This window comes from Streptomyces sp. NPDC005866 (assembly GCF_040629895.1).
Classification (GTDB): domain Bacteria; phylum Actinomycetota; class Actinomycetes; order Streptomycetales; family Streptomycetaceae; genus Streptomyces.
Map to the genome: position 1 here is coordinate 99,494 of NZ_JBEXWP010000001.1, position 23,340 is coordinate 122,833.

18 protein-coding genes are annotated in these 23,340 nt (G+C 65.9%); 6 read left to right on the top strand and 12 right to left on the bottom strand.

Going from position 1 to position 23,340, the window contains the following annotated elements; all coding sequences use genetic code 11:
* Window positions 1-436 precede the first annotated feature (436 nt).
* From ABZ396_RS00480 to ABZ396_RS00510, 7 genes are all read right to left on the bottom strand, one after another.
* A complete protein-coding gene (locus tag ABZ396_RS00480) occupies window positions 437-3,376 on the bottom strand; it encodes a type I restriction endonuclease subunit R (protein WP_358922402.1) in 2,940 nt (979 codons plus the stop codon).
* Window positions 3,373-4,515 (bottom strand): restriction endonuclease subunit S, encoded by a 1,143-nt coding sequence (locus ABZ396_RS00485; RefSeq protein WP_358922404.1) that lies wholly within the window; start codon window positions 4,513-4,515, stop codon window positions 3,373-3,375. The genes ABZ396_RS00480 and ABZ396_RS00485 overlap by 4 nt, the downstream gene beginning before the upstream one ends.
* Window positions 4,512-6,017 (bottom strand): class I SAM-dependent DNA methyltransferase, encoded by a 1,506-nt coding sequence (locus ABZ396_RS00490; RefSeq protein ID WP_358922406.1) that lies wholly within the window; start codon window positions 6,015-6,017, stop codon window positions 4,512-4,514. Before ABZ396_RS00490 ends, ABZ396_RS00485 begins: the two co-directional genes overlap by 4 nt.
* Complete coding sequence (locus ABZ396_RS00495; protein WP_358922408.1) at window positions 6,014-7,507, bottom strand: class I SAM-dependent DNA methyltransferase; 1,494 nt, start codon at window positions 7,505-7,507, stop codon at window positions 6,014-6,016. The genes ABZ396_RS00490 and ABZ396_RS00495 overlap by 4 nt, the downstream gene beginning before the upstream one ends.
* A 1,847-nt stretch (window positions 7,508-9,354) precedes the next feature.
* Window positions 9,355-9,684, bottom strand: a complete 330-nt coding sequence (locus ABZ396_RS00500; protein ID WP_358922409.1) for a hypothetical protein — start codon at window positions 9,682-9,684, stop codon at window positions 9,355-9,357.
* A 3-nt stretch (window positions 9,685-9,687) separates the two neighbouring features.
* Window positions 9,688-10,002, bottom strand: coding sequence for a hypothetical protein (locus ABZ396_RS00505; protein WP_358922411.1), 315 nt, complete (start codon window positions 10,000-10,002; stop codon window positions 9,688-9,690).
* Complete coding sequence (locus ABZ396_RS00510) at window positions 9,989-10,552, bottom strand: bifunctional DNA primase/polymerase (RefSeq protein ID WP_358922413.1); 564 nt, start codon at window positions 10,550-10,552, stop codon at window positions 9,989-9,991. Before ABZ396_RS00510 ends, ABZ396_RS00505 begins: the two co-directional genes overlap by 14 nt.
* Window positions 10,553-10,956: 404 nt before the next feature.
* Between ABZ396_RS00510 and ABZ396_RS00515 the strand changes: the two genes are divergently transcribed.
* A complete protein-coding gene (locus ABZ396_RS00515; RefSeq protein ID WP_358922415.1) occupies window positions 10,957-12,204 on the top strand; it encodes a hypothetical protein in 1,248 nt (415 codons plus the stop codon).
* An 18-nt stretch (window positions 12,205-12,222) separates the two neighbouring features.
* Here the strand turns inward: ABZ396_RS00515 and ABZ396_RS00520 are convergent, their stop codons facing one another.
* Window positions 12,223-13,152 (bottom strand): aminoglycoside phosphotransferase family protein, encoded by a 930-nt coding sequence (locus ABZ396_RS00520; protein ID WP_358922417.1) that lies wholly within the window; start codon window positions 13,150-13,152, stop codon window positions 12,223-12,225.
* Window positions 13,153-14,172: 1,020 nt separating this feature from the next.
* On the opposite strand from ABZ396_RS00520, the gene ABZ396_RS00525 reads away from it, so the two are divergent.
* Window positions 14,173-14,643 carry a GNAT family N-acetyltransferase gene (locus tag ABZ396_RS00525; RefSeq protein WP_358922419.1) on the top strand — a complete coding sequence of 157 codons (471 nt, stop codon included), beginning with the start codon at window positions 14,173-14,175 and terminating at the stop codon, window positions 14,641-14,643.
* 110 nt (window positions 14,644-14,753) lie between these two features.
* Here the strand turns inward: ABZ396_RS00525 and ABZ396_RS00530 are convergent, their stop codons facing one another.
* Together ABZ396_RS00530 and ABZ396_RS00535 are read right to left on the bottom strand one after the other, a co-directional pair.
* Window positions 14,754-15,002, bottom strand: a complete 249-nt coding sequence (locus ABZ396_RS00530) for a DUF6083 domain-containing protein (RefSeq protein WP_358922421.1) — start codon at window positions 15,000-15,002, stop codon at window positions 14,754-14,756.
* A 737-nt stretch (window positions 15,003-15,739) separates the two neighbouring features.
* Entirely contained in the window at window positions 15,740-16,951 is a 1,212-nt protein-coding gene (locus tag ABZ396_RS00535) for a hypothetical protein (RefSeq protein ID WP_358922423.1), read from the bottom strand.
* A gap of 448 nt (window positions 16,952-17,399) precedes the next feature.
* Between ABZ396_RS00535 and ABZ396_RS00540 the strand changes: the two genes are divergently transcribed.
* On the top strand, window positions 17,400-18,002 hold the full coding sequence (locus tag ABZ396_RS00540) for a hypothetical protein (protein ID WP_358922425.1): 603 nt from the start codon (window positions 17,400-17,402) through the stop codon (window positions 18,000-18,002).
* A 309-nt stretch (window positions 18,003-18,311) separates the two neighbouring features.
* Window positions 18,312-18,512: a hypothetical protein gene (locus tag ABZ396_RS00545; RefSeq protein WP_358922427.1), complete on the top strand. Its 201-nt coding sequence runs from the start codon at window positions 18,312-18,314 to the stop codon at window positions 18,510-18,512.
* An 888-nt stretch (window positions 18,513-19,400) separates the two neighbouring features.
* On the opposite strand, the gene ABZ396_RS00550 is transcribed toward ABZ396_RS00545, so the two are convergent.
* Together ABZ396_RS00550 and ABZ396_RS00555 are read right to left on the bottom strand one after the other, a co-directional pair.
* A complete protein-coding gene (locus ABZ396_RS00550) occupies window positions 19,401-20,345 on the bottom strand; it encodes an LLM class F420-dependent oxidoreductase (protein ID WP_358922429.1) in 945 nt (314 codons plus the stop codon).
* Window positions 20,345-21,127, bottom strand: a complete 783-nt coding sequence (locus ABZ396_RS00555) for an ABC transporter ATP-binding protein (RefSeq protein WP_358922431.1) — start codon at window positions 21,125-21,127, stop codon at window positions 20,345-20,347. Before ABZ396_RS00555 ends, ABZ396_RS00550 begins: the two co-directional genes overlap by 1 nt.
* A gap of 220 nt (window positions 21,128-21,347) precedes the next feature.
* On the opposite strand from ABZ396_RS00555, the gene ABZ396_RS00560 reads away from it, so the two are divergent.
* Both ABZ396_RS00560 and ABZ396_RS00565 read left to right on the top strand, forming a co-directional pair.
* Entirely contained in the window at window positions 21,348-22,373 is a 1,026-nt protein-coding gene (locus ABZ396_RS00560; RefSeq protein ID WP_358922433.1) for an ABC transporter substrate-binding protein, read from the top strand.
* A gap of 26 nt (window positions 22,374-22,399) precedes the next feature.
* Window positions 22,400-23,260 (top strand): ABC transporter permease, encoded by an 861-nt coding sequence (locus ABZ396_RS00565; protein ID WP_358922435.1) that lies wholly within the window; start codon window positions 22,400-22,402, stop codon window positions 23,258-23,260.
* Window positions 23,261-23,340: the final 80 nt, after the last annotated feature.

Genomic DNA, 23,340 nt, shown 5'->3' on the forward strand with positions numbered 1-23,340 from the left:
GCGGGCCGGGAAAACCAGCTGCCGAAGGATGTGTTCGCTGGACTTCTGTTCAGAGGTAGAGCTCAACGCGTTTTCCCCGCCCCGAAGTTACGTGTCTGGCAAGAAGAGAATAGTACCTCCGAGTGGTTGTGCGACAACCCTGCGCGACCCGACGCATCGGAGGCCATCACCAGTTCAACTGAAGAGCGCCCGCCCGGGCTGTCCTCCGGCCGTGGAAGGGCGCTCAGCGATGACCAACGTCGACAACTGCCGACAGCTCGACAGCAGGTCAGGACGCTGATCGCTCAGGCGGCCGCAGGTCACGGCGCCCGATGATCAGTTGTGGCTGCACAGAGCGCCGTCCGGCCCAGACAGGGGGAGAGGAGGGCTGGCGACGCTCCCTCTGTCCGCCGACTACCCCTCGGAATGGGTCCTTCCCGACCAGGACTAGGAGCAGCTAGTAGTACTCCCGGATGTATCCCAGTGCCTTCCCGAAGACATCCTGGTCGCGGATCTGGAACTTGATGTAGAGCGCCTTACGGAGCGCCTGCTGGACGAGGCGATCGCCTTCGTTGGTGCCCTGCCAGCCGTCAAAGCGGACGGTACGGACGACGGAGTCGACCTCGTCGACGACCTTCTCGGCAATGATCGGGGTCTCCTCACTCTTGAGTGACTCGAAGAGGTCGGTCAGGGCGGCCTTGCCGCGCTCCTCGCGGGGCACCTCGGCGGCGGCCTTCTCCGCTGCGACTGTGTCTCGCGCCAGCGCGAAGAGTTCCTTGAGGAACTCCAGCGATGCCTGCTGGGAGTGGGCGTACTTCTCCCGCAGAGCATTCAACCGCTGGGCGAGCTCGATGAAGGCCGGGTTGCCGACGTGCTTGGCGATGCGGGCGGTGATCCACTTCTCGACCTCGAAGGGGTCGATGTCCTTGCGTTTGCCGGTCATCAGGTCCTCGATGACCTGCGCGTCGAGGACGATGGTCTCCAGGTCGGTGCGGGGGACCTCGACGGTGACGTGCTCGTTTATGAGCTCGAGGGTCTTGGCGCCCAGCGTGTGCCAGACCAGCCGGCCGGTGACGTCGGTGGGCTGCACGGACTGGTAGACGTCGGTCAGCCAGCGGTAGTCCGACTCGTACTCGGACAGGATCGGGTCCGGGGAGAGGGTCTCCCACAGCTGGGCAACGACACTGTACGCAGCTCCAAAGGCGTCGCGGGACTCGTCGGAGTCGATCGCGGTCTGCGCCTGGATCAGGCCTTCAAAGCCGCCGACGGTGCGGTCGGCTCCCGGAAAGAACGCCAGAGCAGCCTCGATCGCGGGGCCGAGCTGCTCGCGGAGTACAGCGATGTTGGAGATGACCTGCTGGACGGATTTGTCATCGAACTCGAAGGCCTTGGCGACGTCGTCGAAGATGCCGAGGTAGTCCACTATCAGGCCGTGGGTCTTCGCGGGCGGGTAGACCCGATTGGTGCGGCAGATTGCCTGGAGCAGGGTGTGCTCGCGCAGGGGCTTGTCGATGTATTGGGCGTAGAGGATCGGGGCGTCGAAGCCGGTGAGTAGCTTCGCGGTCACAATGATGATCTTCAATGGGTCCGCCGGGTCGTTGAAGCGGGCGGTGATCCGCTCCAGCTCCTCCCGACCGGGCGTCCACTGCTTCCACGCCGGCTTGTCGCTGCGGCTGGTGGACATCACGACCGTGGACACGTCCGGGCCGAGCAGGCGGTCGAGCTCTTCCTTGTACGCCACGCAGGTGGCCTTGTCGTAGACCACGACCTGCGCTTTGAAGCCCTGCGGCTCGACCTTGGTGGTGAAGTGCTCGGCGATGTCGGCGGCGATCTTGCGGACCCGGTCAGGGGCCTTAATCAGTGCCTCCAGGGAGGCGGCGTTCTTCGACAGGGTGGTGCGTTCCTCCTCGGTGAGCCCGTGACGGGCGGCGAGCTCGTCGAAGGCCGTGGTGATCGCCTCCTCGTCCAGGTGGATTTCCGAGAGGCGTGGCTCGAAGTGCAGCGGCAGGGTGGCGCCGTCGCGGATGGAGTCGGAGAAGGAGTAGCGCGAGAGATACCCGTGCTCGTCGGCCTCGGAGCCGAACCACATGAACGTGTTGCGGTCGCGCTTGTTGATCGGCGTCCCGGTCAGCCCGAACAGGAACGCGTTGGGCAGCGCCTCGCGCATCTTGCGGCCATAGTCGCCCTCCTGGGAGCGGTGGGCCTCGTCGACCATCACGATGATGTTGGCGCGCGCGTCCAGTACACCGGGTGCTTCGCCGAACTTGTGGATCGTGGTGATGATGATCTTCCGCGCCCCCGCCGCCAGGAGCTCCTGTAGCTCCCTGCGGGACTCGGTGGAGACCAGGTTCGGTACGTCGGAGGCGTTGAACGTCGCGGTGATCTGGGTGTCCAGGTCGATCCGGTCGACCACGATGATGACCGTCGGCGAGGTCAGCCCCGCCATCGCGCGCAGCTTCTGCGCAGTGAACACCATCAGCAGCGACTTCCCCGACCCCTGGAAGTGCCAAATCAGCCCCTGCTTGATCCGCCCGTGCAGCACCCGCTCCACGATCAGGTTGGTCGCCTGGAACTGCTGGAACCGCGCGATCACCTTAATCTTGTGGTGCTTCTTATCGGTCGCGAACAGCGTGAAGAACCGCAGGAAGTTCAAGATCGCATCCGGATCCAGAACGCCCTCGACCGCCTCCTTGACCGCCGCCAGGCCCACCTTCACCGGCGTGTGGTCGTCACTGGACTCATCCGCCCGCCACGGCCCCCAGAGTTCCACCGGCATCCCGACCGACCCGTAGCGGAAGTCCTTTCCCTCGGTGGCGAAGTTGAGCACGTTCGGCACGAAGAACGCCGGCACGTTGACTTCGTAGTCCTCCTTGACCTGCGCGGCCGCGTCGATCCAGGAGTACGCCGACCGCACCGGCGACTTCGCCTCCCCCACGACCAACGGGAAGCCGTTGCACCAGATCACCAGGTCGAAGCGCCGCTCCAGCCGCCCGACCCGGTAGGTCACCTCGGTGGAGACGATCCAGTTGTTCGCACCGCGCTCGCCGGGGTGGTCGAAGTCGATCAGTTTGACGGTCACATGCTCACCGTCAGGCCCGAACGGCATCGACTTCTGCCCCATGAGCCAGGCCGCGAACTCCTCGTTCGCCACCACCGGATTCGGCGTGTAGCGCGCGGGGATCAGGATCGCGCGCAGCTGGTAGATCACCTCTTCGGCCAGCCGCGGATCCGCCTCGATGGTCGGGTTGAGGCGGATTAACGCCTCCCGCACCTGCGGCTCCAGCAGGACCTCGTCGGTGCGCCGCGGCAGATGGCTTCCCGGCACGAACGCCACATCGACCGACTCCACCAGATCTCGGACGAAGTCGCGCACCGTGTTCGCCTCGTTGAAGGTCACTCGGCACCTCCGAAGATCTCAGCGGTGAGCCCACTGCGAAGGCTGGCGAGTCGAGATGCCTCAACATTGGCACTCACGATTGCGGTACGTCTTGCCCGGATCACCGCGTGCAGAGTTGTGCGATCCGCAGGCCATGGAACCTTGACCTTCACGAGATCGCTCTTGTTGAGCTTACGCACGATTGTCGTGGTCTCCCGAGCCTTCAGCGCTGCACGGCCAAGTGGATGAGCCAGGACGGCTTGCAGAAGTTCAGCGTCGTCGGCCGGTAGACCGATGACGGACGTGATCTGCTGGTTTGAGATGCCCGGATCGATAACGACCGCAGACTTGCCAAGATCGCCACCGATACACGCGACAGCAACTGCATTCTTTGGCAGCATCCGGCCCGCTTTCGCGCCAGCGAGACTCACTCGCTGCCTAGCGGACGCGATGAACTCACCATCGATCTCGGATGGCGTGTAGAAAGGAACATCCGCACTATTCCAGTAGTCGGCGTTCGCCTTCGAAGGCGTTGAACCCGTAACACACTTGCCGATGTCTCCGACGGGAACCTTGCGTTCAGCCTCCCAAGCATGGCGAAACGCCACGGCCGCCGCATCCCAAGCGCGGGCAGCTCGCTCCCGGATGCTCAACCTGTACCTCTCCAGCGCCCAGAGGAGGTCGGCGAGGCGCTGCTGTTCGTCGAGGGGTGGGAGGTCGAACTCCATGGCCGCGAGTGGCCGCCAGTTCAGGAACTTATTGACGGAGCCCGAGAAGTTAGCCGTAAAGTAGTCAGCCGCGGTCTGGGAAGCCAGCAACCACGGCAGGAATCGCTGGTCAAGAACATCAGAATCGAGTGTACGAAGCACGAAAAGCTTCTCGCCGGTGACTCCACTCCGATCTACGACGCCGACCTTCTCAATGCCTCGCGAGTGCAGCAGCACGTCGCCAGGCTGAAACATGCGCTTGAACGTCGGCGGAAAGTCGTCATCAGTGGTCGAGCCGTACCGGACGATCGAAATGTCGCCGGGGTCAATGTGCGGGCCAGCAACGAAGGGCAACGCGCCATCACGCTCGGGGACGAAGTAGTTATTGTGATTCTTCGCCACGTCGTTAAAAGTGACGCGCTTCCAGGTAGACTTGTCGAGGTTAAGACTCACTGGGCGACCTTCTGCCGGACAAGGGCCAATACGTCGTCGATCGCGGCGTCCGCGGCAGCCTGGGACGCTCGCCAGTTGCCGAGGACGACGTCGATCGACTCGACGGTCGTCTCCCTCGCAGATGGTGCTACCGCGACGTACAGCGGGATGGCCAGGCTGTGCCCCTTCTCGGCGATCTGGTCAAGGGTGGCGACGGCGGCGAGGCCAGTGGTGTCGGTGAAGGATCGGTAGGCATCGAGAATCTTGGCCTGGTGGGTCTCGCGGAGAAAGGATTGGGACTGCTCGCGGGCGACCTCAGCGACGGCGTTGATGAAAAGCACCTTGCCGCGGCGTTCAGCAAGCTTGGTGGCGCGCAGGATGATAACAACGGCCTCCATCGGCGAGTTGTAAAAGAGTCCGGCGCCGAGACCGAGTACGACCTCAAGCAGATCGGATTTGACCAAGGCCTCGCGCAGGGCAGCCTCCTCATGGCGGAAGAGGACGCCGTGGGGGAAGAGGATCGCAGCGCGGCCGGTCTTCGGGTCAAGGGACTTGGCGATGTGCTGGAAGAAGGCGTAGTCGGCGCGGCCCTGGGGCGGGACGCCCCACATGTTGCGGCCATAGGGGTCCTTGGTGAAGGCGGCGCGGTTCCAGGTCTTGATGGAGTAGGGCGGGTTCGCCAGGACGACGTCGAAGGTCCGCAGCCGGCCGTGGGCGTCGAGGAAGGCGGGCTTGGCGAGGGTGTCGCCGTGGGCTATGTGGCCGTCGGCGATGCCGTGGAGGAAGAGGTTCATCTTCGCGATCGCCGAGGTGCCGTAGTTGAGCTCCTGGCCGTACAGGCGCAGGTTGCGCCACTCTTTGCCCTGGCGCTTAAGCTCGACGACGGTGGAGATGAGCATGCCGCCGGTGCCGCAGGTGGGGTCGTAGACCGACTCCCCCAGCTGAGGTTCCAGCATCTTGGTCATCAGGTGCACGAGGGTGCGGTTGGTGTAGAACTCCTGGGCGGTGTGGCCGGAGTCGTCGGCGAACTTCTTGATCAGGTACTCATAGCCCTGCCCGAGCTCATCCTCGGGCAGGTTCGCCACCGACAGCGTCTTGGTCGAGAAGTGCTCGATCAGGTCCGAGAGCGTCGAATCGGGTAGCAGGTCCTTGTTGGTCCACTCGCCGTCGCCGAAGACGCCGGTGAGGGTGTCGGGGTTAGCGGACTCGATGGCCCGCATGGCGGCCTTAAGCGCGGAGCCGACGTTGCTGGTGATCTTGCGCAGGTCGGCCCAGTGGGCGCCGTCGGGGATGGCGAAGCGGTGGTTCTCCGGGAGGTCGGCGAACTCCTCGTCGCCGTACACCTCCAGGGCGGCGGCGTGCTCTTCGTCGTAGACGTCGGAGAGGCGCTTGAGGAAGACCAGCGGGAAAATGTACTGCTTGTAGTCGCCAGCGTCGATCAGCCCCCTCAGCAGCACCGCGGCACCCCACAGGTAGGACTCCAGTTCCCGCTGGGTGATCCGCTTCGAGCTCGGCGTGGTCATGCGCCCAGCCCCCACTTCGCCAGCTCGACCTCCAGCGCTGCGCGGGTCTCGCGGGCCTTCACGTGTGCGGTTTCCAGGTCGGCCAAGGCCTGCTCCAGGGTGATCTGTTCGCCGACCTCGGCCGGCTCGACGTAGAGCGGGATGTTCAGGCTCCAGCCGTTGGCCTTGATGTCATCCAAGGTGGCGACCGCGGCCAGGCCGAGCTGGTCGGCGTACTGCTGATATGCCTTCAGGAGAGTCTCGGCGTGGTCGGGCTCAAGGGTGTTCTGGCTGCGGCCGCGCTTAAAGAGCATCTCTCCGTTGACGAAGAGCACCCTGTCCTGCTGCTCGACGGGGCGCTGGCGACGCAGGATCAGCACGCAAGCGGCCAGGCCGGTGCCGTAGAACAGGTTGGGTGCCAGGCCGATGACGGCCTCCACGAAGCCGCCTTTGAGGATGTGCTCACGGATGCGGCCTTCAGCGCCTTGGCGGAACAGGGCGCCCCCTGGGAGAACGACTGCGACCCTTCCTCCGGCGGGTGCAGCGGAGGTGAGCATGTGCTGGACCCAGGCCCAGTCGGCATACCCCTTCGGCGGCACCCCACCCAACTCATTACGACCCCACGGATCGGAGGCCCAATGCTTGTGGCCCCAGTTCTCCAAGGAGAAGGGCGGGTTGGCGATCACACAGTCGAACCTGGCCAGCCGACCGTGGTCGAAGTAGGCCGGGTCGCGCAGCGTGTCGCCACGCTCGATGTGAAAGTCCTCCATGCCGTGCAGCAGCAGGTTCATCCGGGCTATCGCGGAGGTGGTGAGTACCTTCTCCTGGCCGTACAGCTTGCCGAGCACGGTCTTCGGGTCACCGCCGCGGGTCTTGATGTGCTGGATGACCTCGATCAGCATGCCGCCGGTGCCGCAGGCCGGGTCGTAGACCGTCTCGCCCTCCTGGGGGTCGAGGATGTTGACCAGCAGCGCGACCACCTCGCGCGGGGTGTAGTACTCACCGGCCTTCTTGTTGGACTGGTCGGCGAACCGCTTGATCAGGTACTCGTACGCCTGCCCCAGCACGTCGGGGGCGGCCTGGGAGATCGAAAGGGTCTTGGTCGAGAAGTGTTCGATCAGGTCAATCAGCTTGCGGTCCGGGAGCTTGTCCTTGTTGGTCCAGGTCGCGCCACCGAAGATGCCGTACAGCGTGCCCTGGTTGGCCTGCTCAATCCCGCGAAAGGCGGCCTTGAGCGCCTCACCGACGTTCTCGGTGCGCTCGCGCACGTCTGCCCAGTGGCAGCCTTCAGGGATGGCGAACCGGTGGTTCTCCTCAAACGTCGCATACGTGTGGTCGCCGCCGGACTCTTCCAGCGCGCGGGCGTACTCCTCGTCGTACACGTCGCTGATCCGCTTGAAGAACATCAACGGGAAGATGTACGCCTTGAAGTCCGCCTGATCGATACTGCCCCGCAGTAGGTCAGCTGCCTTCGCCAGGTACGACTCCAACTCCCCAAGCGTCAACGGCACCGGAAGCTCCTGCTCCCTGGCACCGCCGCATTGCTGCACACCGGGTAGTGCTCCGCACCGGACCACCTTGTCCGGTTGTGCGGCGAAGTGATTGTCCGCCGACAGACCTTCAAGGACATCATCACGAGCCACGCACGCGCTACGCAGCGACACCAAACGTGTCACGAACATCCCACCCCAGAAACTAACGCTCACTCAGGCCCTAGGTCTCCCAGCCTAGTTCCGTCTGATACGCCAGACGGCTCATCAGTTAAGTGAAGATGCGGCACGCATGTAAAGATCTTGAGGATCATCTGTATCCAAACCGTTGCCCTGTTGGCCGTTGCGCGATGCCAGCGTCGCGCCGGTCATCACCCGATGCGGGACAAGGGGGCAGGAATGAAGTCGTTGCACCTCGTCTGACTGGGCCGCGCGTCGCTGGGCCCGGGAGCGCTCCACTGAGGTATCAGGACGAACAAGCTGCGATCACACTTCAACCGGATAGTGGTCAGCAGCCCACCTTGTAGCGCGGCGGGCGAACCAGGGCCGGACCATCGTGGACTACCTGTGGGCCAGTAACCCCGCCGTGCACGGTCATGGAGGAGCTCTGACCTACGCTCCAGAATGAGGCGCAAGCGCCCTCCGGAGACGTGCCCGGCAGATCCGAATCTGCCGGGCACCAGATGAGAGTGGCTGCGCTGGCAAGGGCGGCGTCAGAGTGCCGTAACGTCACTCACTGACAAGGCAGTGACGTGATCTAGGGCATCGCCAGCGTGGTAGCCACAGGCGGCGACGTGTTCCAGACCCTCCTGTCCCCACCCGGCGATAACCCAGCGAGCGGCCCGCGTGCATGGCACTCCATCACTCTGACGGCGCTCGGAACATGCGATCTTGGGCGTGAAATATCCAACCGGGCTCCCCGCCACAACGGGAGCTCGTACGCCTACGAAGGCATCGAAGATGGGATGCCCTGAATGGAGCTCTACTCCCTGGAGTGCCTGCTGTCCAGCCGCTTCCTCAGTACCGAGGATCTCGGCAGCGAAGCGCCCAATGCCGTCGGAGCAAAACAACGCATAAGTACGCCGCTCTGTGTTGGGGTACGCGCTGAACGGTAGTGTCAGGGCCACGTCCCAGTCGTAGCGATTCAGCTCGAACGCCATCGAATCCGTCATTCCGGGCGCCCAACCGTGGCAGGGCCTGCCGTGAGGGTCAACCGTCGGATCTAGGGGTGTTAGCGAAGGCACTATCAGGCGAAGCACGTTCTTCCCCCAGGGCAGACTCGACGGGCAGGACCGCAGGCGCGAGCGTTGCCCCGGTGAACACCTAGCGGATGGAGTTGCGCACACCTATCGCTCGCGCTCACCGAGACACAATGGCCGGGCAACGGGGTGGCCCTGGTGGAGTGATTCCCCCCGGGGCCAGAGCTTACTTGCCGCGCCGTCCATCCGCCGCCGTCGAGCAGCGGGCAAGTTCGGCCCGCACCACAACCGCACCAGTTCCAGCGGGGAACAGCGGGGAATCACGGTGAAAGCAGCCAAGCCCGACACGGCCGCAGCCCAGCCGTTCACCGAGGTCAACGCCCTAACAGGTCCCGAAGTGCCGCAGCTTCCCAAGCTGATGTCCTCACGTGAGGACGAGCCCTGCCTCCTCTGCCCATCCACCGAACATACTGGTCTGCCGCTTCGTCCGGGCTGCGGCGCTGGGGCGCCGGTCCCGGCCGAGCGGCAGACTGACGGCGAAGAGGCATAGCGCGTAGCAAGTGGCCCCGCACGTCATCCGCCGGGGGAAACGGCGACGTACGGGGCGAGCCGACCGGTCACAGGAGCACGCTCTGACCGCAACCAACCGGAGATTCCGAGTCGAAGTGATCAGGCAGCGGACGAACTTCGGCGGGCAGTCATTGCGCCCTCCGCCGTCGTATCAGCGTGGGTGGCCGTCTCCGCCGTGAGGCCCGACACGATCAGTTCGGCCAGCATCAGCGCCGCCTCGGGACGGATGCTGCCGAGGCGTACCAGGCCGTCGCCCGAGACGTTCACGTCGGCCGTGAGGCCGGAGAAGTCCGACTCCAGGCCCAGGGCTGTCAGTTGCTCAGCCAAGGTGCCGGCGCTGCGTCGAGCCTGGGCCCAGCCGCGGACGTAGGGGACGCCGGGCATCAGGTTCTCCGCACGCTTGGCGACTACGCCCCATCGGTCGGTCATGGTTCAGCCCTTTTCTTCACGAAATTCGGTCGTTTCGTCGCCACTCTCCTCAAGACGCTGCAAGCCCGAAGCCAGCGCCAACCGCAGCAGTTCCGCCAGTCGCTCCGCGGTGGCCGGCGACACGCGCCCGAGTTCGACCAAGCCGTGGCCGAAGGCATTCAATTCCGCACGTAGATAAGGGAAGTCCTTCTCCAGGCCCGCCCGGATCAAAGCGTCCCTCAGAGCGGAGGTCGCGTTACGCGCGGCGTACCAGCCGTCGCTGTCCAACGGTGACCAGGTAGCAGCGTCGTGCCGGTCGGTGGCGTCATCCCGGCGCATCGAGGGAAGCCCCGTCAATCGCGGAGAGGCCGAAGGTGTCCGCGGACCGGTAGCGCTCGCCGTACCGGTCCACCCGGGCAAGCAACTCGGCGGAGGCAACGAGCATGGTCGCCAGGGCTACTGGACGGAGCGGGTTGGCCATCGGCCGCCGGGCCGGGGCGCGTAGCCACTCGTAACGGTCACCGCGCAGGGGAATGGGGCCAGGGACGACGACTGCCGATCCGCGGCTCAGGTAGCGGTAAGCGGGTGCAGTGCCCTCTTCCTGGGCGAGGTAGTGGAGGAAGGTCTCCTGGCTCCGCGAGCCCAGGAAGAAGCCCACACGTTGTGCCTTGTGATCGAGGACGGTGGGGCCGAACGGCAGCCCCCGGCGGAGCAGCTGGTCGAAGGCCTCGATGCCGATCCGCTGGTCCACCGTCACCACGTCGAAGTAGCGGCCGGTGGGCAGCATGTACGGTGCACGGGGGTCGTCGGCCCACGTAGCGCGGCACCCCACCGGATCGTCAGCTGCCGCGGAGAGCCATTCAATGCCTCTCCTGGTCATCCTCTGCACGTCATCTCACCTCCGTCAGACTCAGTTGCGGCCGCGATGCCGCCCTGTGTCCAGACTCAGGGTCACCACCCAGGCCAGGACAGATGACGAGAGGTGACGGGGGATGACGCGCTACCCGCGCACGCGTCATCCCCCGTCACGTTGCAACCGCTCGCGATCTCCCATTACTGGCAGCGCTCAGCGATGAGCAGCGCGTACATTCGGTCGTAAGGACAGGGAGTCACGCGTCCCAAAAGTCGCACTCGTGGGCCACTGGGGAGGGAACGGTCACGTCTTCGATGGAGCCGACCAGCGTTCGCTTACGGCAAGCCCGTGTGGGTCGCGGCTGGAGTCAGCCGCGGCTGGTGCGCGAACTGCGCCAGGTCGCAACACGCCGTGGCCACCAACTCCCGTCGGATGCGAGCGTGAAACGCCGTATCGCCAGCTGGGAGAACGGGCACAGCGCACCGGACGACTTCTACGGTCCGCTGCTGTGCGAGGCGTACGACCTCAGTGCCGCCCAACTCGGGCTGAACCACGAAGGGGAGCGGGACACAGGGCTCTTGGACGCCGGCTATCCGGCAAGCCCCGAGGACGCCGTCGAAGCCGTCGGTCAGCTGTGGCGAGCAGATCTCAACCGGTATGAGCCCCTGCTCCAGGCCGAGCCCTCCGAACCAGCCTGGAACGAAGCTTCGCTCCGGTGGTTGGTGGCGCCCGAGCCAGCCGTTCCCCGGCAACGTCAGGACGGAATGCGTGTCGGTCTCGGAGACGTAGCCGCCATCAAGACCACCGCCGACATGTTCGCCGAGTTAGACGACCGGTTCGGCGGCGACCACGCCCGGCACGCGGCTATCCAGTACCTCAGTGCCGAAGTGACGCCGCTCCTACGCGGGCAGTACAACGAGCAGGTTGGCCGGGCCCTGTTCTCCACCGTGGCGGAAGCGACGCTCCTCGCTGGTTGGATGTCTTACGACGCCTGTCGGCACGGCTTGGCACAGAGGTACTTTCTCCAGGCTCTCCGGTTGGCCCAGGACGCCAATGACCGCCGGCTCGCCGGAAGCATTCTGTCGGCCATGAGCCATCAGGCGACGTTTCTCGGCCGATATACGCAGGCGGCGACACTCGCCCGTGCTGCTCTCATGGGTATCTCTCCCGTGGCCACGCCCACGCTTCGCGCCCAGTTTCACGCCATGGAGGCACGCGCGCTTGCTCGGACCGGAGATGTTCGGGCGTGCGAAGCCGCCTTGAGTGCCGCCACGAAGGCACTGGAGAGCCGGAACAACGACGACGAGCCCGAGTGGATCAGCTATTTCGACGAGGCCGAGCTTGCTGCCGAGGCCGCCCACTGCTTCCGTGACGTCAACAGCGCCTGGCAGGCCGTCGCCCACGCGGAGAACGCTATGAGCGGCAGCCACGTCCGGAGCGACTTCTTCGCGACCATGGTTCTCGCCGACGCCCACCTACGCGCCGGGGACATCGAAGAGGCTTGTCGCGTAGCACTCGACGCGCTTGACCTGGGCGAACAGCTCAAATCGGCACGATGCGTCAGCTACCTTGCCGAGTTCCGGCAGAACCTCGCAGTGGCCGGCGGGAGTGCGGACGTGCGGACGTTTACCGAGCAGGTCAGAGAGCACAGGCTGTGGATCGCCTCAGGCGATCATGTCGTTGTCTGAACACAGATCGCCGCGCCCTCAGAACGGGCCCCACTCGTCTCGCCCCTCCCCCGTGCGGAGGGACCGCACCCGACGAGCGAACTCCGCGGCGGCCGAGTCACTGGTCGTGACCTGGTGACCGAGCCAGGCGACCATCATCAGTTCGCGCAGGTCCGCCAGGGTCTCGTACCCCGGCCAGTTCATCACGTCGAAGCCGTACCGGTGCACGAACTCCGCGTACTCCGCTTTGGTGTGCCAGCCGAACCGGTCGTAGAACATCGCCGTCTGGATCAGATCCCACTCACGCGGGGCGAGCGCGAAGCCGTCCAGGTCGATGAGCACCGCGTGCCCGTCCCGATGACGGAGGATGTTTCCGATGCTGGCATCACCGTGGATCATGCCAAAGGGAAGGACGAAGTCCAGCCGGTCGTAGTCCTTGCCGAGGCTCGCTGCTCGCTCCTCCAGAAACGTCCGGTCCTCCCCGGAGATGCCGTCCAGGCCTTCCAGCGACGCAGCCAGCTTGGCCAGCGGGTCGAAGTACGGGAGGCGTAGGGATTCGGGTTCCTCGAGCCAGTGCAAGCGTCGTAGGAGATCGGCCAGTTCGGCGACCGTCGCGTATTCCTCGTTCTCCTGGACGCTCTCCCAGAAGGTCACCACCAGGCCGCCGATGACGAGCGGTTGCGCGACCGACGCCGGCACGCGCATGGCAGGGAAGTCCTGCGTCTCCAGCCAGCGGGCCACCCCCACGGCCCGGTCCATCGCTTCGAGCACCGCCGGGTCACGCGCGATGCGGACGATGATCGGTAACGACGTCAGGCGGTAGACCGCGTTCGATCCGAGGCGTATCAGCTCGGCACCGCGGGCGTCGACTCCGGCCGTCGCGCATGCCTCCTGGAGGACGGGCGCCAGGCCGTCCGCCGTGAACTCCGTGCCGCCGCCGTCCGGTCCCCCGTTGCTGCCCGAGATCATGCCTCGACCATACGGGCCGGACCGACCGCCCGACAGGCCGCCCACGTAATAGGGGCGTAATGATCTTGCTCAGCCTCTGCCCGGACGAAGTCTCCGCCGCAGGTCAGGGCGCCAATGCCCTCACTGCCTCACCTGGGCTCCGGAGCCGTGTGCGCAGGTTCGAATCCTGCCGGGGGCACCCAACATGAGGTGCCCAAAGACCCCGTCACCAGCGGAAACGCTGAGGCCGGGGTCTTCGCGTATGTGCAGGCGTGTGTCGCCCGGAGCGGGCGTATGCCAGGGTCTGTGGACGAGGCGTGGACGGGATCTTGAGGCGTCTGCCCAGGTCAGCCCCGACACACGGCGAGGCCCCGGGACAAGTCCAGGGGCCTGAGGGTCGGTTCATCGGCGGTGCCCCGCAGTAGCCGATCTCGGTCGGCTGACTGTGGCGGTAGAGCACAGTGCAGTGGCCGCGCCTTGAGGGCAAAAAAACAGTCCCCAGTAGTACTGCTCGTGTCCTGAAGCTTCAGTCGTCACTGTTGCCTCGGTATCGCGCCGGCTTGCTGGGGGCCTGAACCACATCCTGTCCAAGTCACTAGCCGGCTAGACGTCCTCATCGACTTTGCAACTCTTTCGGTGTTATGGCCTACTAATCACGATGCACGCCAGATGTCATAAGTCAATAGCCTTTCGGTAAGTTTTGAAGGAAACCTCTCGCGATCACGTTCGTGCGGCATCCGGCTCGTCCGCGGGTCGACGGGGAGCCGATCGCGGCCGAGCGATTACCCAGGTCAGCCCATCTAAATGACGAAGGGGCCTACGCATGCGCATCGCCGCGTCAGGCCAGGTTGCTCTCCCAGGAGCTGCCTTGGGCGCGGTCACAGCCCGGCGTGCCAGTCCCGCTCAGATCGCCTGGGTCGAATACGCTGCGAAGACGTCCGACCTGGCGGCCTCGACAACGCGGATGCGCGGGAATGCCGCCCGGTAGCGGCTCTTCACGTAGGCCGGGACGGCGCAGCTGCCGGACGGAAGGGGTGTGGCATGAGATCCCCGAGCGTGCACCTACGGGAGATCACCGACGACGACCGGGATGCCGTCCGTGCCCTCCGCGTCCGACGTGACCAGAAGCAATTTGTCGCCTCCGTGTCCCACTCCCTCAAGGAGGCGGCGAAGAAACCGGAGGTCAATCCCTGGTACCGCGCCGTGTACCGCGGCGATGAGCCAGTCGGCTTCGTGATGCTGTCGTGGAAACCGCCGGCCGGTCCTTACAAAGGGCGACACTTCCTCTGGCGCCTCCTCGTCGACAAGCGGTACCAGGGGCGAGGGATCGGCCGAGAGGCGCTCACGCAGGTCGCCACCCTGGTGCGCGCGGACGGCGCCACCGAGCTGCTGACCAGCTACGAGCCCGGTGACGGCGAGCCGTGGCCCTTCTACCAGAAGTTCGGGTTCGAGCCCACCGGGGAGATCGACGACGGCGAGATCGTTCTGCGACTCACCTTCCCCGCTCGGTGAGCTGTTTACGGAATCACGGACAGTTTTGACCTGAGGTGGTCACACGACGAGAGGCTGGTGGGCACCTGGAAGTCGATGCCCGCCAGCTGCACGTCCGCCCCAAGTGACCGTTACCCCGCATCTGGCCGTTCCTCCGGAGACTCTGGCGGTTCCGGGTCCACCTGCAACTGCCGCTCCACGTGCCGCCCGTTCTCCCCTCGCAGCATCGTCAACCACGGCCAAAGGTCCGGTAACCGTTGTGCCGAGCAGGCCAGCCAGTGCTCGATACGGCACCGTTGAAAGGGATCTGGCGGACACACGCCGTAGACGGTGACCCGACCGTCGGGGAGCTCGATCCACCGATGCTCCGCTGACACCATATGGGCCAGTGGAGCCGTGTGTGCAGATTCGAATCCTGCCGGGGGCACCCAGCATGAGGTGCCCAAAGACCCCGCCCGAACCTGTGGGCGAGACAGTCACACTCAGGGGTGGACGGACTGGACCCGCCAACCGCGACCACGCAACACTTCGACAACAGGGCCTCTTGCTTCTCGCTGGACTCGATAACCGCGAGCTACCAAGAGGCCCTTCTGCTATGCCTCGCCACCAGCCAACTGACCAGGAGCCGAGTGCGGCGGTCGTGGACTCGCAGTCGGTGAAGTTCGACGACCCAGCGGCGGCCGGAGGATCCGGGCGTCCGGGTCACCAGCCCGTCTGGGGTCCGCCCAGTGGGAGTCCGGAGTCGCCCACCAAGGTCTGGCCCTCAGGCGTCCAGGCGACGCGGGGGCCCTCGTCGGCGTCGTTGCCGAGGTCGAAGTCGCCCAGTTTGGTGCTGCTTTCGTTGTAGACCCGCAGATGGAACCCTCGGATCGAACTGGTGCCGCCCCTGCGGACCTTCTGATAGCTGCGGACCCAGTGCTTGATCTCCGGCGGATTGCCCAGTCCCAGCGGGAAGCTTCAAAAGCCTGCACCACCAGCAGCGGCTTCCGACAGGACCCGCTCTCCAAACTGAGCAATGTGCAGGTCAGTTTGGAAAGGCTGCTCAGCCTTTGATGAGCGGCAACCACGCCCTACCGCAGTTGGTGTCGCTCGGGTACGGGGCGGCGGCTCCGGCGCGTTACCAGCCCGTCTGGGCTTCGCCCAGCGTCAGTCCCGAGTCACGCAGCCATGCCTCGCCGGCCGGGGTCCAGGCGACACGGGAGCCGAGGGAGACCCAGACCCCGAACTCACCAGGGGCCGGCTCGGCATACTGCTCGGCCCAGACACTGTTCAGACAGAGCTGGACACCGCAGTCCTTGAATTCGGGCAGGCCTCGCCAGCGGCAATTCCAGCTGACGTTCATGGTCAGTGGCCCAAGTACGGAGACCATCCGGTCCAGTTCCTCCTCGGTGCAGTCATCCTCAGGCTCACTGTCCGGGCCGCCGAAGGGCGGAGTCTTGGCGAGGGTAAAGACCAGACCCTCGGGCAACGGCCACAGGTCGGCTAGGTCCGGGCGGAGCCGCAGGTCCCAAGCGAACCGGCTGCTCAGCTCCTTTCGGTCGAACGCGACACCGCGATGCCGCAGTTCGTCCAGAAAGGGTCCGACGCCAGGCAGAGCCCGTTCCCCGGCGACCCGCGCGGCGCCGAACGTGCGAACTGCGTGCACATACTGCTCGGCCGTGGTGACCAGCTCCAGTTGGGGCCAAGGGAAACCGTTCCAGTCGGCCAGGTCACGCATGATCGCCCGCGCCCGCGACAACGCGCTCGGCGCGTCAGAAAGGGATTCACACACTCGGTAGAGAGCCGAAGACAAGGAAGGGGAGCCTCTCGGATGAGAACAGGGGCGGAAGCGCCCGACGGCACGCATCCGCCCCTGTTCTGGTCTCCATGTACTCGGTACTACGTTGCACAGGGCATGCCCTGAAAGGCTCCAGCGATTCGGATCCGGAAGAGCGTTTTGCGCCCGCTTGGCTCGCTCTGCCCGCACCAGCGGCTCCATTCGTTCCCACACCGAGATCACCGAGCCGCCCAGGTAGCCGGAAACGGGTCCTATGTCGACCACACCATGTGTGACCAGAGCGCCCAGGTTGTCGTAGAACAAAGCCAATTCACGTATCAGGTTCCGCTCGGCCTCCGGCAGCCCCTCCATTCCGGTGGACAGGTCCCATGCGGGCAGTTGCTCGAACACGACCTCCCGGGCCAGGGCCAGGCGCATGCTGCGATGCTCACGAAAGAGATCTACCAGAACGGGCAGCGTGTTCGTGTGTTCCGTCAGGCTCAACTGCCTCACGGAGACGAGTCCGGACACACCCAGCGCCATCGCCGACACCACCAACGCCGCAATCTCCACCACACCCCCCGATGCCCACTGTTTGCCCCTCCGTTCCCCGCCCGAGACGGGAGCAACCTCAAACGCGTGGGTCGAGCGGGCAGACCCTCCGCCCCGGCCTTCCCCGCCAGGCCGCCGGCCGGATTACAGGACTGTCGCTGGCGTGACAGACGTGCCAGAACCGTGCCCGGTCGTGCGGGGAACCACGAGGAATGACGGGGAACAGGAAGCCAGCCTGTCAGGTTATTGAAAGGCAAACGTTTTCGCGCTTGCGCGATCGATTCATGCTGACGGAGCCAGGTATTCCGCTTACTTGCCGACAGGGGCAAGGCGTAACCAGTGGTTCATATCCACTCGCCATGCTCAAGTCTCGCTCAGACTTGATCGAGTTCCCTTGACGATCACCCAGGCAGCCCGTGATTGTTCTGTCCATGCCGCTCCCGGGGGAGGGAGCGAAACGGAGGGAACCATGAACGCCATAACTCGCGCATGCACAGCCACTGCGCTGACCGCTTTTCTCGCTCTGGGGGCCGGGGGCGTTGGCACTGCTTTTGCGGAAGACGTCCCGACGCAGGTCAATGCCGACCAGGACGGGAACCCGATTCCTCAGGCACCGGACGACGCCGACGCGGTTGCCAGCGGTCCGGTGCACCCGGACGGATGCCCGCCCGACCCGACCATCTCCATCACCAAGGTCAAGAGCACTTTCGTTGGTGACAAGAGCAAGACCGTCTACGGACAGTCCGGCGTCACGCTCTCGGTCTCGGTGGCCAAGGGCCACACCTGGACCGGCACCATCACGTACGCGTTCAAGCTGAGCGAGTCAATCATCGTCGCTTCCGCCGAGGAGACCATCAGCCCCTCGGTCTCCTACGCTAAGACCACCACCGTCTCCCTTGGCGGGAGTTGGAAAGTGCCGGCGAGCCAGAAGGACGGGTGGCTCGCCCTTGGCTCGAAGGGATACTCCTTCAGCTGGGAGCGCGGTTCCTACAATGGTGGCTGCACGTGGATCGTCTCGAACCACGGGACCGCCAGACTCCCGGCACTTGCGCCCTACATCGCCCACTCGTGAGCTGAGGACGATCTGATGAAGCCTTCCCTGCTGGCCGCCGTTCTGTCGGCCCTGGTGCTTGTGTCGGCCTGTTCCGGTGGCGCTCATTCCCGGGCGACTGCCACCCACGGGGCGACCCCGCCTCCGGGGAATGCGACGGGGACCGGCGCGACCCCCTCTCCGGTCCAGACCCCGACGAGCCCGGACCGCCTTCCCAATCCCGTCCAGTCTCCGATCCCTGTCGGCTCGAAGACGCTGTACACGGGGTCGGGACACGGAGCGGGCGGTGTCACGCTTCCCGCGTCGGCGGGGAAAGCCTCATCCATCACGGTGAAGTGGACATGCGCCGGCCCCTCCCAGTTCAACATCATCGCCACCGGAAAGCCCCTCGCCGGGTCCCAGTGCGGTGACGGAAGCGGCGTGTTCACCGCCGAGATACCGCACACCCATATGCACCAACTGGCGTGGAAGTTCTCAGCAGCCGATTCGGTGATCTGGCGGATCGTCGTCACCCAGCCACCCGCGAACTAGAAACGGGCGCACCGACATCTGGCAGAATCCGGCGCATTTCAGCCGCGCTACGCGACGCGTTCTCCCGCCGGGCCACACTCGCCGACGAGGAGGCCGGTGCAGACGCGTGCTGCCAGGAAAAGGCCGCAGTGTCCACGGCGACCAAGCGGGACAAGCTCTGGCGGGTGCTGGCCAGCCACCTGCGCCGGAGAAGCCCCGTGGCCGGGGGCTAAACGGGGGGCCAAACGAGGGACGAAACTGGAGCCGAACGAGGAGATCAGCGACCACGAATCAAGGTCACACAGGCGCCTGATCGCGTTCGGGACGAAAAGGTCGCGAGTCCAAATTCTCAGCCGAACAGGTGAGAGCCAGATTGCTAACGTCAGTAGTCTGGCTTTCGTCCTTGGGCGTATCTTCGTTCGGCGGATATGACTCCATAGCGACGATGGCCAGTTCGGCGTCGCCACGTCACTACCTGGAACTGCTTCCTCCGGGACCGACCGTCCCAGTATCAGGCTGTCCAGCCCCACGGGGAACTTCATCCTGGGCGAGATAGTGGAGGAAAGTCTCCTGGCTCCGAGAGTGCCCCGCACGGTTCCCGCGTAGGTCAGAGGCGAAATGTCGGCGCACGGCGCCGTAGGGAGTGTCCCACGTGTCCGACTGTCCGGTTAGAGCGCTGACCTGCACAAATGGGTGTGACAGCGAGACTCGCCGGTGTCCCACCTGTCCGACCTGCGTACACGGCTGCAACACCCAGGGGGTTGCAGCCTGCCAGGGTCCAAGGTCGCGTCAGTGGCGGGGGGGGCGGCCCTGCAGCGTCCACCAGACCAAGTGGGCTCAGAGACCGGAAACGGAGATCACGCGACGATTCCGCCACTCTGTTGCGGAGGCGTCGAACTTACAGAAGGGTTACAGCTGCGGAAGCACCTCGTCTGCGATGAGTTCCAGGTGGTCGAGGTCGGTGAAGTCGATCAGCCGGAGATGGAAACGGACTGCTCCGATGGCGGCGAACTCGCCGAGCCGGTCCACGAGTTGGGCCGGGGAGCCGATCACCGGGTCCTCCGGCGGCAGCGCGCTCTTGACGTGCAGGGGCGCGGCACGCCGTCGCGCCTCCGCGTCGGTGCGGCCGATCGCGACCACGACACCGGTCGAGAGCACCAGCGGTGGCCGAGCGGCGGCGGCCCGGCCGGTCCGTTCGCATGCCTCGGCGACTCGTAGGTACGCCCGGGCAGTCTCCGCCACCGACTTGAAGGGCATGTTGAACTCGTCGGCATACCGAGCGGCAAGTTGCGGGGTGCGCTTGAACCCTCGGCCCCCGACGATGATCGGCGGCGCCGGCACCTGGACGGGCTTCGGCAGGGCGGGCGCGTCAAGCAGTTGGTAGTGGTCACCGTGGTAGCTGAAGTGTTCGCCGACGGGTGTGCGCCACAGGCCGGTGATCACGGCCAGCTGCTCCTCCAGCCGGTCGAAGCGCTCCTGGGCGGGCAGGAACGGGATGCCGTACGAGGTGTGCTCCCGTTCGTACCAACCGGCGCCGAGGCCCAGCTCGACCCGTCCCCCGCTCATCCGGTCCACCTGCGCCACCGTCACGGCCAGCGGGCCCGGCAGCCGGAAGGTGGCCGAGGTGACCAGGGTGCCCAGCCGGATCCGGGAGGTCTCGCGGGCGAGCGCGCCCAGCGTGAGCCAGGCGTCGGTGGGGCCGGGCAGCCCGGGATCGGCGCCCATCGCCTGGTAGTGATCGGCCCGGAAGAACCCCTCGAACCCGCAGGCTTCGACGAGCTGCGCGAAGCGCAGCTGATCCTCGTAGTCGGCGCCGCGGTGCGGCTCGGTGAAGACGCAGACCCGCGCGGTCATCATCCCTCCGTTTCGACCGACGTGGATATGTCCCGTTCCATCAGCAGTTCGTGTAGATCGGCGGTGCACCGGGCCACTTCGTCCAGGTGCGCCGTTCGGCCCAGCGTCCTCGGCCGGGGAATGGCGATGTCGACGGTCTTGCGGATACGGCCCGGGCGCGGGCTGAGCACGACCACCCGGTCGGCGAGCAGCACGGCCTCGTCTATCGAGTGGGTGACGAAGACGACGGTGGACGCGTTCTCGATGTGGATGCGTTGCAGCTCCACCGCGAGGTCAGCGCGGGTCAGCGCGTCGAGTGCGGAGAACGGCTCGTCCATGAGCAGCACCCGGGGCTCGCCCATCAGCGACCGGCACAGTGCGACACGCTGCTGCATCCCGCCGGAGAGCTCGTGCGGCCGGTGCTTCTCGAAGCCGCTCAGTCCGGCCGTCTCCAGCAGCCGGTACGCCCGGTCGCGGTGCTCCGACTTGCGCCAGCGGAAGATCTCCACGGGCAGTAGGACGTTGTCGAGGACGGACCGCCAGGGCAGCAGGGCCGGCCGCTGGAACAGCATGGCGACATCCCGCCGGGCTCCGTTGACCTGTTCGCCGCCGATGGTGATCTCGCCCTCGGTGACTCGCAGCAGCCCGGCGATCAGCCGGAGCAGGGTGGACTTGCCGCACCCGGACCGGCCCACCACCGCCACGAACTCGCCCTCGGCGATGTGAAGGCCGATGTCCTGGAGCGCCACCGTCGAACCGGACCGGCTGGTGAAGCTCCGGGACACACCGGTGAGTCTGATCATCCGGCGGTCTCCCCATCAACTGGCGATCGTCGTGCCGGCCGGTTCGTGACGCCCGGTCAGGCTACCCGGAGCGGGCCGCTGAGCGGTACCTGTCGGCCGGTCTCTGAAGCCCCACTGCCGCACACCTGGCCCACAACTGCCGGGCCATCGTACGCTGTTGCCCGCACCAAGTGTCATGCCCTCGGCACAGTCGGCGGTCGGAAAGGACAACACTGTGCGCATGAACAGGTTCGCCCGTACGGTCGCGGCGATGGCCCTGGCCACAGCGCTGGCACTGGTCTCGGGGTGTGGCGGCTCGGATTCCGACGCAGGTGCCGGTGGCGACGGCAAGGCACTGAAGAAGGTCACCTATCTGACCTCGTTCGGTAACTTCGGCCGGGACGCGTACGCCTGGGTCGCGAAGGACAAGGGGTACTTCGAAGAGGCCGGCTTCGACGTGGAGATCAAGCCGGGCCAGGGCACCGGCGGCGTCATCCCGGCCGTGGTGAGTGGCCAGGCGCAGTTCGGCCCCATCGACCTGACAGGCGGTCTGCTGCACATGGGCGGCGGCCAGGCGAAGGACTTCGTCGCGGTGGCCGCCATCCAGCAGCACACCATGGCCGCGATCGCCACCACCGAGGGCAGCGGCATCGCCGCACCGAAGGACCTCGCGGGCAAACGGCTCGCCGACACACCCGGCTCCGTCGTGCGCAACCTCTTCCCGACGTACGCCCGACTGGCCGGAGTGGACGCCTCCAAGGTGACCTGGGTCAATGGTGAGGCACAGACGCTCATGGGCACGCTCGCCAGCGGTTCGGTGGACGGCATCGGGCAGTTCGTGGTGGGTAAGCCGACCATCGAGACGGTGACCAAGAAGAAGGCCGTCCTGCTGCCGTACAGCGACGTGATACCCGATCTCTACGGGAACGTGCTGATCACCTCCACGAAGATCGCCGAGCAGGATCCTGAGATGGTGAAGCGGTTCAGCAATGCGCTGCTCAAGGGCTTGGAGTACAGCCTCGCCCACACGAAGGAGGCCTCCGAGATCCTGAAGCGGAACGTGGACGTCACGAATCCGGCCGCCGCGGCCGCGGAGTTGGAGTTGATGGCCGAGTACGTCAGGCCGGACGGTTCCGGCGCGACGATCGGGACGCTCGACTCCGCGCGGGTCGCGAGGAGCATCTCGATCCTGGAGGATGCGGGCGCGCTGCCCAAGGGAATGACCCCTGATCAGATCATCGACTTCGACCTCGTGCCGAAGGGCTGATCGCGCCGCGCCGGGAGACGGATGGGATGACCGACTTCTCAAAGCCGCAGCAGGCCCCGGCGGCGGGCCCGGAGCCGGTGCCGCGAGTCGGACCGGGACCGGGACCGGGACCGCAGCGCGGAACCGGCATCGGTGTCGTGCTGCTGCCGTTGGCCGGGCTGCTGGTCGCGCTCGGTGTGTGGTGGCTGCTCACGTCGGCGCTGGAGGTGATCCACCCGGCGGTGCTGCCTCCGCCGGGTGCCGTGCTCTCAGCGTTCACCGCGGCCCCGGGCCGGTTCCTGGAGCACACCGGCGACACCACGGTGGAGACGGTCGTCGGGTTCGTTCTCTCCAGCGCCTGCGGAGTTCTGATCGGTCTGTCACTGGCGGGCTCGCGGGTCCTGGAGCGAATGTTCACGCCGCTGCTGGTCGCCGTCAACGCGGTTCCGAAGATCGCCCTCGGGCCGCTGCTGGTGGGGGCGCTCGGCTGGGGGCAGAAGCCGGTCCTGACCATGGTCTTCCTGCTCTGCTTCTTCCCGATCGTGCTGTCCACCGCGACCGGCCTCACATCGACCCCCGCGGACCTGGCCGAGTTGGCGCGCTCGCTGGACGCCTCCCGCTGGCAGGCGTTCCGGAAGGTGCGGTTGCCCGCCGCGCTGCCGCAGATCTTCGTCGGGCTGAAAGTGGCCATGCCGCTGGCCGCGATCGGTGCGGTCATCGGCGAGTTCCAGGCCGGTGAGAGCGGGCTGGGCTATCTGATCGTTCAGGCAGGCGGGGTCGGCGACACCGCCACCGCCTGGGCCGCGATCATGCTGATCGGGCTGATGAGCATCCTGCTCTACTTCGCTCTGGTGTTGCTGGAGCGGTTCGCACTGCCCTGGGTCAGGGAAACCACCTCGCGCGGCTGACCGGGCGACGATCCTCGCGGCCGTCCTGGCAGCGGCGGACGCCGACGACGACATCGACTGGACCGTGTCGGTGGACATTC